The 17,920-nt window shown below is 33.4% G+C and carries 14 protein-coding genes; 1 reads left to right on the top strand and 13 read right to left on the bottom strand.

Annotated elements, in window-relative coordinates:
- Positions 1-116 precede the first annotated feature (116 nt).
- On the top strand, positions 117-1,523 hold the full coding sequence (locus ASF10_RS03330) for a DUF4403 family protein (protein ID WP_056245362.1): 1,407 nt from the start codon (positions 117-119) through the stop codon (positions 1,521-1,523).
- A gap of 22 nt (positions 1,524-1,545) precedes the next feature.
- Here the strand turns inward: ASF10_RS03330 and ASF10_RS03325 are convergent, their stop codons facing one another.
- From ASF10_RS03325 to sprA, 13 genes are all read right to left on the bottom strand, one after another.
- Positions 1,546-1,869 (bottom strand): hypothetical protein, encoded by a 324-nt coding sequence (locus ASF10_RS03325; protein WP_056245359.1) that lies wholly within the window; start codon positions 1,867-1,869, stop codon positions 1,546-1,548.
- Complete coding sequence (locus tag ASF10_RS03320) at positions 1,862-2,401, bottom strand: DUF420 domain-containing protein (protein ID WP_056245356.1); 540 nt, start codon at positions 2,399-2,401, stop codon at positions 1,862-1,864. Before ASF10_RS03320 ends, ASF10_RS03325 begins: the two co-directional genes overlap by 8 nt.
- Before the next feature lie 2 nt (positions 2,402-2,403).
- Positions 2,404-3,093, bottom strand: coding sequence for an SCO family protein (locus tag ASF10_RS03315; protein ID WP_056245353.1), 690 nt, complete (start codon positions 3,091-3,093; stop codon positions 2,404-2,406).
- A 10-nt stretch (positions 3,094-3,103) separates the two neighbouring features.
- A complete protein-coding gene (locus tag ASF10_RS03310; RefSeq protein WP_056245350.1) occupies positions 3,104-3,745 on the bottom strand; it encodes a hypothetical protein in 642 nt (213 codons plus the stop codon).
- 78 nt (positions 3,746-3,823) lie between these two features.
- The gene (locus ASF10_RS03305) at positions 3,824-4,174 is read right to left on the bottom strand and encodes a cytochrome C oxidase subunit IV family protein (RefSeq protein WP_055095146.1); all 351 of its coding nucleotides are present in this window, start codon (positions 4,172-4,174) and stop codon (positions 3,824-3,826) included.
- Between the two features lie 18 nt (positions 4,175-4,192).
- A complete protein-coding gene (locus ASF10_RS03300; RefSeq protein WP_056245348.1) occupies positions 4,193-5,176 on the bottom strand; it encodes a cytochrome c oxidase subunit 3 in 984 nt (327 codons plus the stop codon).
- A 42-nt stretch (positions 5,177-5,218) separates the two neighbouring features.
- Entirely contained in the window at positions 5,219-5,806 is a 588-nt protein-coding gene (locus ASF10_RS03295; RefSeq protein ID WP_056245608.1) for a heme-copper oxidase subunit III, read from the bottom strand.
- A gap of 8 nt (positions 5,807-5,814) precedes the next feature.
- Positions 5,815-6,717, bottom strand: a complete 903-nt coding sequence (gene cyoE / locus ASF10_RS03290) for a heme o synthase (protein WP_056245346.1) — start codon at positions 6,715-6,717, stop codon at positions 5,815-5,817.
- 159 nt (positions 6,718-6,876) lie between these two features.
- On the bottom strand, positions 6,877-9,015 hold the full coding sequence (locus ASF10_RS03285; RefSeq protein WP_241774888.1) for an energy transducer TonB: 2,139 nt from the start codon (positions 9,013-9,015) through the stop codon (positions 6,877-6,879).
- Positions 9,016-9,759: a deoxyribose-phosphate aldolase gene (deoC, locus tag ASF10_RS03280; protein WP_056245343.1), complete on the bottom strand. Its 744-nt coding sequence runs from the start codon at positions 9,757-9,759 to the stop codon at positions 9,016-9,018.
- Between the two features lie 109 nt (positions 9,760-9,868).
- Positions 9,869-10,252, bottom strand: a complete 384-nt coding sequence (locus ASF10_RS03275) for a VanZ family protein (RefSeq protein ID WP_056245340.1) — start codon at positions 10,250-10,252, stop codon at positions 9,869-9,871.
- Positions 10,245-10,625 carry a glycine cleavage system protein GcvH gene (gene gcvH / locus ASF10_RS03270; RefSeq protein WP_056245336.1) on the bottom strand — a complete coding sequence of 127 codons (381 nt, stop codon included), beginning with the start codon at positions 10,623-10,625 and terminating at the stop codon, positions 10,245-10,247. The genes ASF10_RS03275 and gcvH overlap by 8 nt, the downstream gene beginning before the upstream one ends.
- 87 nt (positions 10,626-10,712) lie before the next feature.
- Positions 10,713-17,912, bottom strand: coding sequence for a cell surface protein SprA (sprA, locus tag ASF10_RS03265; RefSeq protein ID WP_056245333.1), 7,200 nt, complete (start codon positions 17,910-17,912; stop codon positions 10,713-10,715).
- Between the last annotated feature and the right edge of the window lie 8 nt (positions 17,913-17,920).

Genomic DNA, 17,920 nt, shown 5'->3' with positions numbered 1-17,920 from the left:
ACGTTAATAATTCTGTTACCTTATTACAATAAGACTCAATTCACTATCAATTGTTACACTTTTTTAAGATAATATAATTGTTTTCTTAATTTTGCATCACTAAAAAAATCTTAACGATGAAGTTTTTTTCAATTCTCTCTCTATTTACCGCGGTTACGTTGCTTACAAGCTGTTCTACATCTCAAAAATTAGAAACTTTAAAACCGGAACCAGACGATGCAAGTCCGCTGGTTTATGACGCAAATCCATCTTTTATCAATTTACCCATAACGGTAAAACTTAGTGACATTCAAAACCAAACAAACTCTTTATTGAATGGTTTGATTTATGAAGATAATAATATTGAAGATGATGATATCGAGATGAAAATCTGGAAACAGGCTCCTATTAAAATCCAAAATGATCCTGCAAATCCGGATAAAAAGATAAAAACAATTTTACCGCTAAAAGCTACAGTAAAATACCGTATTGGTACCAAAAAACTTGGCGTTGACCTTTACGATGTCAGAGAATTTAATTTAAATGGTGTAATTACTTTATCAAGCGAAGTAGCTTTGAACAACTGGAAACTTAATACTAAAACCGAATTCAAATCATTAGACTGGAATGAAAGTCCTACAATGCTTGTATTTGGAAAAAGTATGCCGATAACTTATTTAGTAAATCCGGCAATTTCTATTTTTAAATCTAAAATTGAAAAGAAAATAGACGAAGCAATCGAAAAATCAATGGATTTTAAACCGAACGTTTTATCAGCATTAGAAAAAATATGTACCCCATTCCAGATGAGTGATACTTATGAAAGCTGGTTAAGAATCGTGCCTGTCGAAGTCTATTCTACAAATGCAAAACTCAAGAACGATTTGTTTTTGTTAGACATGGGAATGAAATGTAATATGGAAACTATTGTGGGGAAAAAACCGGAATCAAAATTCAATGCCAGTAAAATTGTCTTGAAACCGGTAGCAAAAATTCCGAATCAAATATCAGCTAATATTGCAGCAATTTCAACTTACATTGATGCTTCAAAAATCATGACCCAAAATTTTGCAGGACAAGAGTTTGGTTCAGGAAGTAAAAAAATAACGGTAAAAAATGTTTCTATTTGGCACAAAAACGGAAAAATGGTTATTGCCCTTGACGTTTTAGGTTCTATAAACGGAACGCTTTACTTAAACGGATTTCCGCAATATAATCCTCAAACAAAAGAGATTTATTTTGAGAAACTCGATTATGTTTTAGATACAAAAAGCAAGCTTATGAGAACAGCAAGCTGGCTGGGTCAGGGTTATGTATTAAGAAAAATGGAAGAAAGCTGCCGTTATTCTATTCAGCCTAACTTAGAAGAAGGCAAAAAAAGTATGGCTGCTTATCTTAAAAACTATTCTCCACTGCCTGGCGTTTTTGTAAATGGAAAAATGGAAGATATTCAGTTTGACAAAATCCAGTTGACCAATCAGGCTATTATCGCGTTTATAAAGATAAACGGAACGGTAAATGTCTCGGTTGACGGACTGAAATAACAAAAAAAAAAGCAGAATATAATTATTCTGCTTTTTTCTTTTTTGATTGGTACATTCTGTAAATCAGAAAACCAATTATGGCAACGAGTAAATAAGGAATCACCATCAAATAAACTATCCCGTTATTTACAGCTTCGGCTTTTTTTACATTCGAATCTCCTGCAAGTGCAGCGCGACACATCGCACATTGGGCATTAGCTGCGAGAGAAGAGAAAAGAGAAAAGAGAATAGAAAATAGAAATACATATTTAGCTGAAAAACTTTTCCCCGCATTATCTTCTCTATTTTCAATATTCTGTATTCTGTATTCTGTATTATTCTTTATTCTATTTTCCATTTTAAACATAATAAGGAGAAATCATTAAGTAAACCACTACACCGGTTACGGCAACATAAAGCCAAAGCGGAAATGTTATTTTTGCTATTTTTCTATGTCTGTCAAAACGTTGTGCCAGAGCTCTTACATATGTTATTAATACTAACGGAATAATCGCAATAGACAATAAGATATGAGTTACTAAAATAAAGAAATAAATATATCGTATTACTCCTTCTCCACCAAATTTAGTAGAATCTGCTGTCATATGATACGCCACGTACATCACTAAAAAAGCAACCGAAAGCGCGATGGCAAAAGTCATTAAACGCTCGTGGAGTTTTTGTTTTCCGTTTTTAATAGCAATTACAGCCCAAACTAAAACAATTGCCGTAATACCATTTGTGGTAGCATAAATAGGAGGAAGAAATGAAAGCGGCTCTACATTAAAACCAAAATCTTTTAATTTAACTCCAAATAAAATGGCTACTACAACCGGAATAATGATTGAAACTGCAACAATAAGTTTGCTGTATTTTTTTTCTAATGAATGATCTTCCATTTTTATTCTTCTAATAATATTTTAATATCCTCTTGAATATCTCTAACTCCTTTTTTATCTAATCCGTCATAGTAGATGTTTGGATTCCCAAATTCATCTTTTCTGCAACGAATATTTCCATCTTTGTCAATCAAGGCAAATAAACCTGAATGCTCAAAACCACCACTTACTTTATCATTCTCGCCAGCATAAAGATTAAAACCCTTATTTGATAAGTCCATAATGGTAGCTTTATCACCTGTCAGGAAATTCCAGTTAGAAGACTTTACGCCTAATAACTTAGCATGATCTTTTAAAACTTGCGATGTATCATGTTTAGGATCGATAGTAATGGAAACGATCCCAAAATTTGGATTTCCAAAAAATGTTTTTTCAATTTCTAACATGCTTAAATTCATCTTAGGACAAATTGACGGACATGTTGTAAAGAAAAATTCTAAAACATATACTTTTCCTTTATAGGTTTCATTTGAAACTTTAATATTATCCTGATTTGTTAAATCAAATTTAGGTGCAGGTCCTATTGTCATAAGTTTCGCATCAGACTTAGAACCCTTCAATCCTACATTATCCAAACGATTTCCTTTTACAACTTCGCCATTTGTTATTCTGTCAATAATTTTAGGTACGGCATAAATTCCAAAAATTAAAATTATAAACGAAATTCCGATATATGATTTATTTTTAAACATGATATAAAGATTAAAGTTCTTTTGTTGCGTTGTGGTTCTTTTTCAGGGCTGCACGATATTCGTATAATATGATTTTAAAATCATCGAGCATTTCGTTACTCAACTCAGAAGGATGAAAAGTATTATACCCTTCTTTATATTCTTCTTTATCTTTTCTGCCTCTTAGATTGCGTTCCTTGTCTACAATATAAACATTAGAAGTGCCAAGGTTCTGGTCTAATTTTCCTTGAAGATTCAATTGATTGTAATAAACTTTAATATCATCAGGCGAAGCAAAAATAAAATGCCATCCGGAAACATCTGTAAAGGCACCTAATGATTCTACAATTTTCTCTGCATCTTTCTCTGTTCCTAATGGACAGATAACTACAAATTGCAAATCTTTGAAACCGTTGTAACGCTGATAAATTTTTTCGTTTAGATTGAAGAAATTACCTCTGTTTTTTAAAATCTCGGTTCCTGAAAAACCAAGAATTGTAATTTTATTATTTAGGGTTACTTTTTCTCCTTTAAGGGATTTCCAATTACCAAAGTCGGCAATTTTAGGAGTTATTGTTGGAAGTTTAGTAAAGCTATTTACACCAGAAGCAAAAAACAAATAGGCTACAATTGGCAAAACAAAAAGTACAAAGAGAACTATATTTTTTTTCATTTTATTACCGGAAGTTATTGAGGTACAAAAATAAAAAAATCCCGATGTTATCGGGACTCTTTTCGAATTAATATCATGTTAAAAATTCCATTTAATAGTAGAATCTTTAAAAACCCCATAAATATAATGTCCTTCTGTTAGCAGAATAAACAATAAATATAAAACTAGGAAAATAACTGGTGAAACAACTGACCATCTAAGGCTGCTTTTTTCACCTTCCATGTGCATAAATGCCCATACTATATAATATGCTTTGAATATTGTCAGGATATAAAATATCCAGTTCAACAAATTCAAACCTACAAAATGATTAAATTCTAATGATGCTGGTTTTATAATTCCCAGGATAACTTCTACTGTAGTTACTGCTGATAATAATGCAAAAACAAACCAGATTCTTTTTGTATTTGATACGTGTTCGTGTGACATAATAATTAAAATCTAAAATTAAACTAAGTAGAAAACTGTGAATACAAATACCCAAACTAAATCGACAAAGTGCCAGTATAAACCAACTTTCTCTACCATTTCGTAGCTTCTTCTCTTTTCGTAAGTACCTAATAATACATTAAAGAAAATAATGATATTAATGATTACTCCAGAAAATACGTGGAATCCGTGGAATCCTGTAATAAAGAAAAAGAAATCAGCAAATAATTTACTTCCGTATTCATTTCTTATTAAGTTAGCACCTTCTACAACATATTTTGCCTGGCTCAAACGAGCTTCAGATTCTGCTCTTGACAAAACTGTTTTTTTCTTTTCTGCTGTAAGATGCTCTGTTCTTATTAATAATTCAGGATGCGCTTTAAAACCTGCCTGAACATCAGCTACTGAATAAGTAGGCAATGTTTCTGCACTTTCCATAAACCATTTTGCTTTTGCTCTGCTAAGTTGTTCCGGTTGATTTGGTAATTTTACAGCAAACTCTTCAAGAGCAACTCTTTTACCATCTTTATCAACAAACTGTAGTAAACTTCCGCCTACTGTTTCAACAGCACCATATTCTCCTTTAATGAAGTTTTTCCATTCCCAGGCTTGAGAGCCTACGAAAATAAAACCTCCAATAATAGTTAAGAACATATAGATTGCAACTTTCGTTTTTTTCAATTGGTGACCTGCATCAACAGCCAAAACCATTGTTACAGATGAGAAAATCAAAATAAAAGTCATTAAGGCTACATAATACATTGGAGCCGAAACACCGTGCATAAATGGGAAGTGAGTAAACACTTCATCAGCCAATGGCCAAGTTTCAATAAATTTAAATCTAGAAAAACCATAAGCCGCCAGAAATCCAGAGAATGTCAAGGCATCTGATACGATAAAAAACCACATCATCATTTTACCATAACTTGCTCCTAATGGCTGGATCTCATGTCCGCCTCCCCAAGTTTTTTCGTTGTTTGCAGTAGTAACTGTCGCTTCCATAAAAGATATTCGTTAAAAAGTTCCCAAATTTACGTTTTTTTCTTATTTAAAGAAATATAAAAATAAAAATAAATATACCCATAATAAATCCAAAAAGTGCCAATACATCGCACCTAGTTCTATACCAAGAGTTTGAGTCGAATTGTATTTTTGTTTAAAATGATTATAAATTATAATTAAAAGTGAAATCAAACCTCCAGCCAAGTGTAATAAGTGCGTAACAGTAACTACATAAAGAAAAGTTGTAGTAATAGAACTACCTTCTCCCGTAAAATAATAACCGCTTTTTACGATTTGTCCAAAACCTACAAATTGCAAAACCACAAATAAAATCCCTAAAGCCAATGTTCCTAAAAGTAATGCTGTCGTTGCACTTCTATTATCTTTTTGAATGGCTTTTTTTGCCAGATAAAAAGTAACACTGCAACCAATAATAACTGCTGTACTATAATAAAATGCAGTTGGTAACTCGAAATTCTTCAACCAGTCTGCTCTTGATTTACTTACTACAAATGCGCTTGTAAGACCCGCAAACATCATGGTCATACTTACCATTGCGAACAACAAAATCAGTTTTGCTGACTTCGCTTTTCTTAATTGCTCTTCATCTGTTGTCATTGTCATTGTCATTTCCATAACTATCTTAAAAATTTATCTACTATAAATACTATTTGCAGTAACGAAATATACGAAACGCTTACCAGCATTAATGTTCTTGCCGCTTTAGGAGTTCGTAACTGATACAAACGCACGGCATAAAACAACATCCACAATCCTAACAAGAACACTATTACAGCCGCAATTGGCGTAATAAATAATTGTCCTGTAAATCCTAAACAAGGAAGTAATGATGCTATTATAAGCCAAACTGTATATAAAATAATCTGCAAAGCAGTTTTTCTGTCTTTTTTTCCTGTAGGCAACATAAAGATCCCTGCTTTTTCATAGTCTTCATATAAAAACCAGCCAATCGCCCAAAAATGTGGAAACTGCCAGAAAAACTGAATTAGAAAAAGTGTTCCTGCCTCGATACCAAATTCTCCTGTTGCTGCAACCCAACCTAACATAAAAGGAATTGCACCCGGAAAAGCGCCAACAAAAACCGATAACGAAGTTACTGTTTTTAAAGGTGTATAAACACTTGTATATAAAAATATTGAAATTGCGGCAAACATTGCTGACTTTGCATTAATCGTATACAACAATGCAATACCAATAATAGTTAGCAAACTTGCTACAAACAATGCCATTTTTGGTGACATACGCCCTGAAGGAACCGGACGGTTTTTAGTACGATCCATTAATGAATCGATATCTTTTTCTATTACCTGATTAAAAGCGTTTGAAGCGCCAACCATACAATACCCACCAATCATCAAAATCAATAAAACACTCCATTTAAAAGGATGCTCATCATTAACACCTAATAAATATCCCGCAATCGAAGAGAACAATACACTGATTGCTAAACCAGCCTTTGTAATCTCTTTGAAATCGTTAAATATTGATTTTATTGAAAATGTATTTTTAGTAGCGTTCAATACAGTATTATTTTGTATGTTTTTTTTGAGTGGTGCAAATGTACAAATTAGATTGTAGAATACGGACCTATAAAATTAGATTTTTTTCAATAAAACCTTTACAAAATAAGGACTTGCAAATCTTTAACACTATTATTTCGAAAAATCTTATTAAAAAGACTAGTAATCGAAATACCAATTAAAGATATCTGAACGCAATCCGATAGTGAACCAGGTTGTACTTTGCTTAAAAGTAGTTGCTGTTTCTTGTGTTGGATCAAAATTTCTATAAAGAAAACTTCCAAAAAATTTCAGATTAGTCATTGGGTTGATCAAATAACCTCCCTGAATATCTGCTATAAAAATGTTCGTTTTATTTCCCTGACCCACTTTTACACCGGTATCATAAGGTCGATCTACATCATAGCTCTTATAGATATTACCTCCGTAGTTGTAACTATCCTCTGCAGTATCAAAATCCAGACCTCGTTTACCAACCGTAAATTTCGCATCGGCATAATAACGTCCTTTATGGTATCGGGCAATCGCAACAAGTTCTTCAAAATTACCTCCCCATTGATGTCCAATACTTTGATTGTTATGACCGTAATTCGTAATAATAGCACTGTGTGAATAAACATACGGACGAACATGGTTGTACTCTAATTGTAGTAATAAATCTTTTACTTTAAAAGCATTGAAGTATTTAGCCCCTAATTGATATCCAAATTTGTTTTTCCAGCTATTTTCTCCACCTGCCATATCTCCTATCGAAAATTCATCTAGTAAAAACTGAGCGTATAAATTAACATTGTTGTTCCATTTGTATTTTCCGGACATTCCTAAAAGGGCATTTCCGCTTTTTGATGATGATGAAAATTCTACGGAACGATAAAAAATAATTGGGTTTACAAAATTGATATCAAAACCTCTATTATTGGTATCTGTCCAGACTACTGATTCAAAAAATCCTAAATTCAGTTTGTTCGACACATTCCAGCTTAAGTAATGATTTGCCATAAACTTTGTAGCATATGTTCGCTCTAAAGTAACGTCAGGACGAACATCCTTAAGCCACATATAAGTATTGGTATATTTTATTTTCCAAAAAGTGGTATTAATTTTAAAATAAGGATAAGGACTTGCTCCGTCACTTTCAAGTAAGGAACGATATCCATCACCAATAAAATTTCTTCCGTAACCTAGCTGAAAGTCAAAAAACTTACTTGGCACATATGTAATATTTGCTTCAGCCAAAGGAAAATCGTAGGCATCTGTTTTAAATCTTTTTGCAATTCCCATTCCCGGAATAATGGCAGGATTTCCTCCTGAAGGTTTTAATGTTTCGGCATAATCATTAAAATAACCTGCAAATCGTCCCTGACTTTCAAAAACGGTAGTTGTAAAATTAAGATTCTTACCTAAACCTCCTCTAAAATTTAAGGCACGTGTATTTACATAAGTATATGAAGCATCAAGATCTGAGGCTTTACCCATTTGTAAATCAAGAATAGGATTTAATGCCAGCCAGTAATCTTCTCCCTGAATCTGAACCAGATTTTCGTTCCAGAATTTTCTTCCCAGCCAGGTCGAAACATCTTTTTTAAGCGATTGATTTACTTCTTTTAAATTGTAGTATTTTGAAACTTCGGCATATGTATATGGCTTAGAAGCAGTATGATTATTACTTCCAACCTGATTCATTGCGCCATCAAACTGGGCATAGTAACTATGTGAAAATGGAATATTTAAATGACTGTCAAATTCCGGATTATTATATTTTTTATACACAATACTATCCAGTTCTGTCATTGGCTTTTCAGCTGGTTTTAGAATTTGAGCTGCAGCCAGTGCTTCTGCGGCAATTTGATCTGCGCTTTTTAATGGAATATCAATTGAAATCGTGTATTTTGAATATGTAGGCTTTCCGTTGTAAGTAGATGGTTTTATTTTAGGGAATTTTCCAAAAACTCGTTTTGCTTCTTCTGATAATGCATCGTTTGCAGCATTTACATAAATGACTTTAAATTCTCCATTTACATCTACTTCAAAAAGTACTTTTACTTCGCCTTTATAATTCGATTGTTTTAAATTTTCAGTAACTTCAAAATTGTTAAAAACAAAATCCTGAACTTCTTTATAAAAACAATCTTCTAATTTTTTTGATTGCAGATTTTCGCAAGTCGGAAAAACAGGAAATTGTTCTGATGTAAAACCCGGTTTAACGGAACTATTTGTTTCTTGCGAAAAAACGCATACGGCTGATAGTGTAAAAATAAAAGATAGAAAAATCTTATTCACGTAAATGTAGGTTTTCATTTAATATTGATTTGTGGTATTTTCTCCGTTTGCGATTGATTTTGCAGCCGAAGTTCCGATGCGTTTAACACCTAAACGAATCATTTCTATTGCATCTTCATAAGACCGAACTCCTCCGGCAGCTTTTATTGGCAAAGGCGATGCATTTTCGAGCATCATTATAATAGTTGGTATAGTTGCGCCGTTTGGCAAATCATCTTCAGTTTTATAAAAACCTGTTGATGATTTCACAAAAACAGAACTATAATCATCTTCTTTAAAATGAGATATTACAACATTTTTTATCAAAACCGAAAGCTGGATAATTTCTTTATCTGTTAAAGCCGCAACTTCAATAATCCATTTTACCGTTTTATTATTTGCTAAAGCAATTTGGGATCCTATTAAAATTTCTTGTTTGACTAAGGCAACATCTCCATTTTTGAAAGCTTCGTAATTACAAACAAAATCCAGATCGTCTGCTCCGTCTTCGATTGCTTTATTCGCTTCTTTAATCTTCGTTTCTAAACTTTCTTTTCCTTCAGGAAAATCAATTACGGTACCAACAAGTAAAGTCGAATTGGCTTTTAAAATCATTTCTTTGGCTAATGCAACATGTTCCGGCCTAATCATAATAAGTTTAAAGCCTTCAAGAATTGCTTCTTCGATGGCCTTTTTTACTACACTATTATTCTCTGCTTCCGAAAGTCCGGCTTGAGAGGCAGTTTTTAAATAGGTCGAATCTAAATATTGCTTAACATTCATAATTGTATAGAATTGGGACAAAAATACATTTTATATTCAGAAAAAAACACACTTTTTAAAGCTTGATTTTTTGGCAACAAAAAACCCACCGAAGTGGGTAATTATATTCTTATATTTTATCGATTTGCTTTTTAAAAGCCATTGCAGTAAAGATACCTATTAAAGCTCCTATTGCATTTGCTAAAACATCAGTCACGTCAGACGCTCTTGTGGTTGTTAAAACACTTTGTAAAATTTCGATTGTGATTCCAAAAAAAACAGAAAATATAAACGAAATAAGGTATGCTTTATAATCATCAGGCGCTTTGCCTTTAAGCTCTTTTTTGAAAAACAAAATCCAGGAAATTGTAAATCCAAAATGGAAACAAAAATGTACAATCTTATCTATACTTGGAAAACTTACAGCAGGAATATTACTTGAATCCGTCAAACAAAAGTAAGTAATAACACCTGAGCATACTATCGCCCAGAGCAGTAATAATTGTTTAGGCACCGATAAGTTGTTTATAAGCTTCGTCAGACAATAATGAATCTATTTCTGATGTATTTGCAATTTTTATTTTAATCATCCATCCAGCTCCGTAAGGATCAGAGTTAACTGTTTCAGGTGCACTTTCCAGACTGTCATTAAAAGCAATAATTTCTCCTGTTAGAGGCAAGAACAAATCTGATACTGTTTTTACAGCTTCTACTGTTCCAAAAACCTCATCTTTATCAAGTGTCTGATCTAAAGTTTCTACTTCAACATACACGATATCCCCTAACTCTTTTTGTGCAAAATGAGTAATTCCTACAGTTGCAACATCTCCTTCGATGCTAACCCATTCGTGATCTTTTGTGTACTTTAAATTTGCTGGTATGCTCATAATACTATGTTTGAAAATTGATATTTTAATAATTAAGTCACAAATGTAATAATCTTCTAATGAAATCCTGTTTAGAATCTAAAAAAATTAATTTCCGAAATTATATCGCAATGTGAACCCTGACCTGATATTCGTTAAAGGAAATGACGTTGAAATTACAGCTTTCGAAAACGAATGATCGTAATAAAATATAGCCGTAAGATTTTTACTAAACGAATAATCAGCGGTTACTTTTAATGACCAGATATTTTGTCCTGCCGCTAACTGGTTGTTATCATAATCTAAATAACGTACTAATGTCTCATTATTTCTAAGAGAGAAATCAGCCTTAATATTAATATCACTTTTAATAATTCCGGTTGGACTGTCAGCAAGTCTTGACGAGAAAATAACATCTTTAAAACGATATCCTAATCCTACGATATACTCCATTCCTTTTACCTCTGTCAATAAATTATTATCAAAACTCATTGATAATGCTCTGTCTTTTTTAACTTCCGTAAGTATCCTTAATGAACTTTTCAATTCAAAATCTACTCGTACAAGCGGACTAAACTGCTCTACTAAATTGACATTTGACATGATCGTTTTATTAAAGAAATTGGTATTCACGTCTTGTCCGTTTGGCGTTTCCAGATAATCAAAATTAGATCTAAATTGATTTATCGTATAAGACGCTCTGTAATTATGCTGTAATGAGAAACGTTTGAATTTATCTTTGAAATATTTATAACGCATCAAACCGTTGTATTTTACACTCCAGTTTGGAATTGGGAAACTTCTAAAAATATCTGTCGAACTTCCTGATGCATTACTTCCTGAATAAGCGGCAAGAAATGCAGGTAATAAAACAGCCTGATTACTTTTTGTATATCCTATTGGATATCCCTGATTGGCAACATACACTTTGTAATTAGGATCTGTTTCTGCCGGAATAGGATTGTTTGCATCTCCATATCTAGGAATCGGTGCACCTGCTCCATAATGATCTGTTGCAAGACGATCTGCAATAACCAAACGGTTATTTCTAAAATCATCAAACGCAGCAGATTCGGTTTCGCTACTAGTCGAAAAAGCAGTCTTAATCAACACTGTCGAGATCGAGAACATTCCGTATGTGTAAGGCGATAAAGGCATATATTCTCCATTTACCACACTATATTGTTCTGATGAATTTTCAGAGTAAGCGCGATCCATTGTCAAGTCAACTTTTAAGTCCGGCAATAAATCAATATTAGCCGTAATTTTTAAAAGCTTATTGGTTACTTGTGTAAAATTCTGGTTGAAATCCTGATAATCTGTAAGCCAGCCTCTTTTTGCTGCTTCATAACGTACATCATCCTGACTTCCAAAAATAAATCCTAAAGTAGGTCTTGACGATCCTAAGAATCCAACTCCCGGTGTATATCCCGGTAAAACGGTTCCGCTATTTTTAGTATAGTTAACCTGAATATTTTTTACACTAGTCAAAATACCTATCATACCATCATAAAACGGATTGCTGCTTGTAACCGGTTTTGCCGTATTTACAATTTTCTCTCCCGGTTTTGGCGGTGCTGACGCTTTAGGTTTTGCTGCCGTTTTTGATCCGGGTGTTAATCCTAAATACTTATACAATGTATTCATCGTAAAAGTAGTTGTCAATGTATTTGAATTCGCATTCTGAATCGTATTTCCTAAATCAAATTGATTTCCGTCCGGATCAATATATTCAGAAAATGCAGTCGAGGAACGTTGCCAGTTATAATCAGCCGTATAAGAATAAGAAGCTTTTACAAAACTAAAAACCGGAATTTTATTGATTGGAATATCATAATTCAACACTAATTGCTGTACATGTTGATTTGGTGTTCCTATATCTAAGTAATCATCCCAAATATTAAAATCTTCTTTTGGTGTATTATCATCATTCAAAAAGTTTCTTACGATATTATTTGAAGCTGCTGTATAATTTAATTTTAATGATTTTGTCAAATTATATCCAAATCCGTATTGATAATTAAAGGCAAAATTTCGTCTGTACAAAGGATCAAGTCCAATTCCCTGAACTTCTACTTCTCTATATTGCTGACGGTTACTTTGTCTTAAAATATTGGTATTAAATGAAATATTAGATGGTAAATAATTAAAATTGAAATCACTTAACAATTTCCAATACTCACTTTTTTTCATGAATTTGGTTTGCTTGAAAGGAACTACTTCTTTTGGCTGAAAAGTATAAGCATAATTTACCGCTGTATTTGATTGCTCATCTACATAATCTGCTACTTCATAATCATGACGTTCGACCTGGTTATATGATTGTGATAATGTTAAATTTTCGACATCATAAATATGCGGTTTTTGCTCCGGTGCTCTATCTTTTCTGACTCCGATGAAGTTGATACTTCTTCGTTTTGTATAATCGATAGCACGAGTTCTTATATTTTCTTTTTCTGCCGGATCTGTAGTTTCTCTTATTAACTGGTCTAATTTTATATCCTGATTAAAAGGATCATATTCCGGTGTAATTACTTCTTCTCCAATAGCATAATTAAAAGGCAGATTGATTCCCCATTTGTGAGGCAATAATTTACCTAAATTAAGATTTGTAACAATATTATATTGCTGAATATCCTCACGATCTCTTTCGTTTGCTCCTTGTTCAAGAGATCCAAAACCAATCGTGCTCTTTTTACCTGTTGCAGATACTGTAGCAAAGTCAGCCATATTGGTATCAATATTTAATATTGCAGCCATACCGCCTTTGTTTTCTAAATCAGCTAAACGAAGTTCATTAAACCAAACCTCTCCTTTTATATCTTTATGATCTGCCCTGCTTTTTAATCCGACCATTAAATTTCGAACCAAACCAAAGTTAGGGTTTCCTTTTATACCTAATCTCAGTTTACCATCACCATCACCACCTGTACTTAAGTCATCATCCGGATAATAAATTCCGTTAATATCACGCTTGTTAGAGTTGATATCAATACTCATGGCCTTAATTTTCATTTTGGTCAATAACTCCAGTGCCAGATCTATATTATTATCTTCCATCCAAACCTGATCCGGGCTTATTGTACAAGTACCACCTGTTCTGGTTACTTTTAATGGGATTTCGACTTGATAGAAGTTTTGGGTAAAGTCATTTCCAAAACGAATAAATCCAATCATTTCATCATCCAGTAAAGTACTTTCGTTAGGCAAAGATTCTGCGTGCAAAAACATTTTAAGTTTTTTGTACTGACGCATATCAACACTTACGTTTTTAAATACTGCTCTTGAATCCTGATATTGTAAACCTGCACCTCCAACACGTAATGCAAGTGCCTGTTCGTTTTGATTAATAATTGTATTGTTATTGTACAATTGCTCTCTTTGTACTCCGGGAGGTACAACATAATTTACAGGACATTTTGTTCCGTTTTCCTGAATATTAACTGCCGCAACATCAAATTCAGTTCCGTCATCATCCGGGTTTGTATCATTACCGTCAAGTGTTCCTGTATATCTTCTCCATTCGCCTCTTACTAAATCTAATGCCCCAAAACGAACTGTCATCTGGTTGCTAAAACCGGTCATAAACATACGCATGAAACGAATAGATCTAAAGTCTGTAATGTTACCAATTGTATTTTGTGGTTGAGAAACCGGAATTTTAAACTGAATCCATCTTGCAGTTGTAGTTGATCCGTTTGGTAATTCGACGCTGCTTACTTCACGGATATCTGTAATGTAATTTTGTCCAACCTGCATTCCGGGTCTTACATCAATACTATATTCATAATAAGCATTGATTGTATTCATGGTATTATCTCTATTGATATCTTCAACATCCGGTAAAGTTGTTGAACCACGATTAGGATCGTCTACACTAACTGCAGAGTTTCCTTCGACTCCGTTATAATTTTTATAACGCTCAAGAACTCCCCCATCTGTGTTTAAATAATAGATATAATTATCTGCTGCAGGGTCAGCTTCTCCTGCATAATTTGTATAAACTGAACCTTCTCGTGAATCCGGCAAACCATCTAAACCAACGTCTTGATTTTTACGATTTTCAGCATTTGTATCAAAGGCATAAATCAAAGATTGCGACGCAGGAACATCTCCCCAAAGTGGTTGTGGATTTACCATTATCTGCCCTGGCCCTAATCCGTTTTCGTATTGTTTTCTTCCGTCTTTTAATACGTCTTCAGAAATCTCTCCTAAGTTAAAATATATTTTTCCGGTATTACTTGTTGGCGCTTCTGCGTTTCCTACATAAGGATCCATTACCCAAAACTGAATATATTCAACATTTCCCTGCTCAAAGTTGGTCGAATTTAAAGCACGCATAATACCTCCAAAATTGGAATTGGCAGGGTTTGTACCAAAATTCGGGTTGTTGTTATACGGTCCTCTGTCAGAAGGATAATAACTTAAATCAAGTGTATTAATTACCTGAATCTGTCCTTGCGCAATATCTGTATTTGGATATAATTCTTTACTGTAAACTCGTCTTGTTGTATTTAATGATAAATCATCATTTGAAATACCTGATGGTTTTGAAGCATAAAAAACAGGATCGATTGTATACCATGCTAATTTTGCACGTTTAAATCCGTATTCTAATGTGCTTGAATTTGCATTAAATGTATTATCATTTATAGAATTTACAAAAGGAGTTGATGCTAGGCTCCATGCATAAGCTGAGCGCATATCAATTGTTGATTGAGAACCTTCAAAATCATCAACATATATAGTTGCTTCACCTTCAAAATCACTTGCTTTTGGAGCGTCAGGTCTTAAAAAAGCAACTTCACCACGAATAGAAAGATTCGAAGGAACATCTGTATCAATATTTGGTAATTTATTTACTAATCTGGTAAAGAAAGGAACTTCGGTTGAATAGTTTCCATTAAATCCAAAAATGGTATTGTTTACAGATTCCTGACCATAACTTGATTTTTGAGTAAATGGTTTCTCTGTCATTTTTAAAAAAGTACCTCCAATAACAAAATTATCCGAAATTTTGTGTTCAATATTGAATCCCATGAATCTTCTGGTTTGTTGCCCAAAAATGGAATTATTTTCTAATGAAACTTCAATTGGTGTGTTTGATGCCTGAAGTGAAGGATCTAAAATCTGAACTCTTCCCAGTTGATAATCTACACTATAATCGATACCTTCTACTAATTTTCGTCCGGCTGCCATAACGACAACAGAGCCTTGCGGAACGTTGAATGCTCCAATAGGAATACCGTTACTTCCTGATGACTTATATTTTCCTCTTAATAAGAATTTATTTTTATCACTATCCTGCAAAGCTCCGGATTGTGTGTTTTTATACATGTTTCTAAACACATATTTTTGTTGATTGGCATTATATGAATTTGGATCATCATAATTTTCGCCTGAACCTGTATTTTGTAATTTTCTAAATAAAAGTTCTCCAAATGGTTCCTTAGTTGTAAAAATAATTCGTCCGTTTTGAACGTCTACTGTTACTCCAGGAATATAATCAAAGAAACCGTCTCCTCCAGTTTGCGGATCGTTATTATAATTTAATCGGTCCAGATTAAAGACATTCAATAATGGGGTTTGATCTACCTTATTATCAGCTGTTGGGTTTGCAGGAAAAGTAGTTCCTGAAACTGGCGAAATATAATTTATTGGTGAAGGATCTGTATAAAGTATATTTAACCTAAAATCGTCTTGTTTAATTTGATATGCCTGAGGAATTTGATAAACGTTTTTCATCATCAGGTTCCAAACCGGATTCTTAACGTTTGTTAAATTACTCTTTAGCATTTTCAACACTAAACTTTGTGTAATAATAGCCTGATCTGCATTGTTGTTTCCAGTAACTACAGTTGCATCAACTCCATCACTACCAAATTCTCCAACCTGATAGACTTTTCCTCCTACAGTATATTCAAAAGCTACTGCCAGAATCTCATCATTTGCTAAACGCTGCTGCAAAGAGATGTATCCTAATTGTGTATTAAAAGTATATTCTGTTGAAGTTAATTTTCTTGCATTTTCAAGTACAGAGTAATCTGTTCCTTCGCTGGTATTCGCATTATTGAATCCGGACTTTGCCGTTACGATTTCTCTAATATTCGAATTTAAATAGGCTCCTGCCTGACCAATTGTTGCAGGATCGTATTTATTGTTATTATTATCTGTTGGGGTATCTACAGGATTATTAAAAAAGCCTGTCGAAGAACTTATAACTACAACCTGATTATCAGGAACACCTGTAACCTGACCTTCACCTAAATCCTGAAGTGCAATAATATTACGTAAATTGTTATTGCTTGTACTTACTCTGTTTTGTTTGTTGGTTACCCAAACTTCTAATCGTGTTATCTGAACACGGCTATCAATAAATGGATAATTTTTTAAAGAAGCATCGTATTTGTTTCTAAAGTACTGAGATAAGAAAAAGTGTCTGTCATTATCATAGTCCAGCGCATACAAATCAAAGTTTTGAACTGTTCCGCCACCTTCTGCAACTATACTCTTTGTTTGTGACTTTTGTTCTGAGAAAACTCCGGTCACAGTTGTCTTACCAAATTGCAACTGGGTTTTAACCCCAAACAAACTTTGCGCACCACGAATAAGGGTACTATTTAATGGCATGCTAACATTACCAACCTCAACTTTCTGGACAATATCATCCTCAGATGGTGTATAAGCTAGTTTAAATAAGTTCTGGAAGGCAAATGTAGATTGAGTATCATAGTTAGCATTAACCTCTAACCTTGTTCCTACTTTACCCATTAAACTCATACTAATTCGCTGATCAAAATCAAAAGTAAGGCTTGATCTGTTTCTTGGTGAAAATGAGGGGTTGTCTTGTTTCGTGTATCGAACACCCAAGTCCATCTCTACTGATCCTGTGGGCTTTACATCAATTGTATTGCTTCCAAAAATACTTTCAAAAAGGCTTGAATTAATATAATATCGGGGTAATAAGTCTTTTTTTGCCGCTTCACTACCTACTTTTTTACCATCGATTGCATCTGATTTTTTTCTGAAATAATCCCTTCTGGATTCTTTCAAAACTAAGTCTTCGTACTCTTTTGGCGTTAGTATAATAGGGTAATTGATAGAAAATCCATCAACAGAGTTTGTATAGATATATCGATCCGTAATTGGATCATATCTATAGGCAGATAGTACACTTGGTGGATCTTGCAGTTCAACTTTCCCTACAGAGAATTGAGTTTTCGTTGTATCTTTAACCGTTGGATTAACTTGCGAACGCAAAACATTACCGCAAAACAAAAACAGTAAAAAAATACAAATTTTACGCATACCAATTC

The organism is Flavobacterium sp. Leaf82 (assembly GCF_001422725.1).
Taxonomy (GTDB): Bacteria; Bacteroidota; Bacteroidia; order Flavobacteriales; family Flavobacteriaceae; genus Flavobacterium.
This window is presented reverse-complemented; position numbering and strand designations above follow the sequence as displayed.

What these genes read in the sequence shown, in the direction of transcription:
- ASF10_RS03310 (WP_056245350.1), bottom strand. Translation starts at nt 3,745, where the DNA reads ATGAAAAAAAATATAGTTCTCTTTGTACTTTTTGTTTTGCCAATTGTA.
- ASF10_RS03320 (WP_056245356.1), bottom strand. Translation starts at nt 2,401, where the DNA reads ATGGAAGATCATTCATTAGAAAAAAAATACAGCAAACTTATTGTTGCA.
- ASF10_RS03295 (WP_056245608.1), bottom strand. Translation starts at nt 5,806, where the DNA reads ATGACAATGACAATGACAACAGATGAAGAGCAATTAAGAAAAGCGAAG.
- ASF10_RS03330 (WP_056245362.1), top strand. Translation starts at nt 117, where the DNA reads ATGAAGTTTTTTTCAATTCTCTCTCTATTTACCGCGGTTACGTTGCTT.
- ASF10_RS03285 (WP_241774888.1), bottom strand. Translation starts at nt 9,015, where the DNA reads ATGAAAACCTACATTTACGTGAATAAGATTTTTCTATCTTTTATTTTT.
- gcvH (WP_056245336.1), bottom strand. Translation starts at nt 10,625, where the DNA reads ATGAGCATACCAGCAAATTTAAAGTACACAAAAGATCACGAATGGGTT.
- deoC (WP_056245343.1), bottom strand. Translation starts at nt 9,759, where the DNA reads ATGAATGTTAAGCAATATTTAGATTCGACCTATTTAAAAACTGCCTCT.
- ASF10_RS03305 (WP_055095146.1), bottom strand. Translation starts at nt 4,174, where the DNA reads ATGTCACACGAACACGTATCAAATACAAAAAGAATCTGGTTTGTTTTT.
- ASF10_RS03325 (WP_056245359.1), bottom strand. Translation starts at nt 1,869, where the DNA reads ATGTTTAAAATGGAAAATAGAATAAAGAATAATACAGAATACAGAATA.
- ASF10_RS03315 (WP_056245353.1), bottom strand. Translation starts at nt 3,093, where the DNA reads ATGTTTAAAAATAAATCATATATCGGAATTTCGTTTATAATTTTAATT.
- ASF10_RS03300 (WP_056245348.1), bottom strand. Translation starts at nt 5,176, where the DNA reads ATGGAAGCGACAGTTACTACTGCAAACAACGAAAAAACTTGGGGAGGC.
- sprA (WP_056245333.1), bottom strand. Translation starts at nt 17,912, where the DNA reads ATGCGTAAAATTTGTATTTTTTTACTGTTTTTGTTTTGCGGTAATGTT.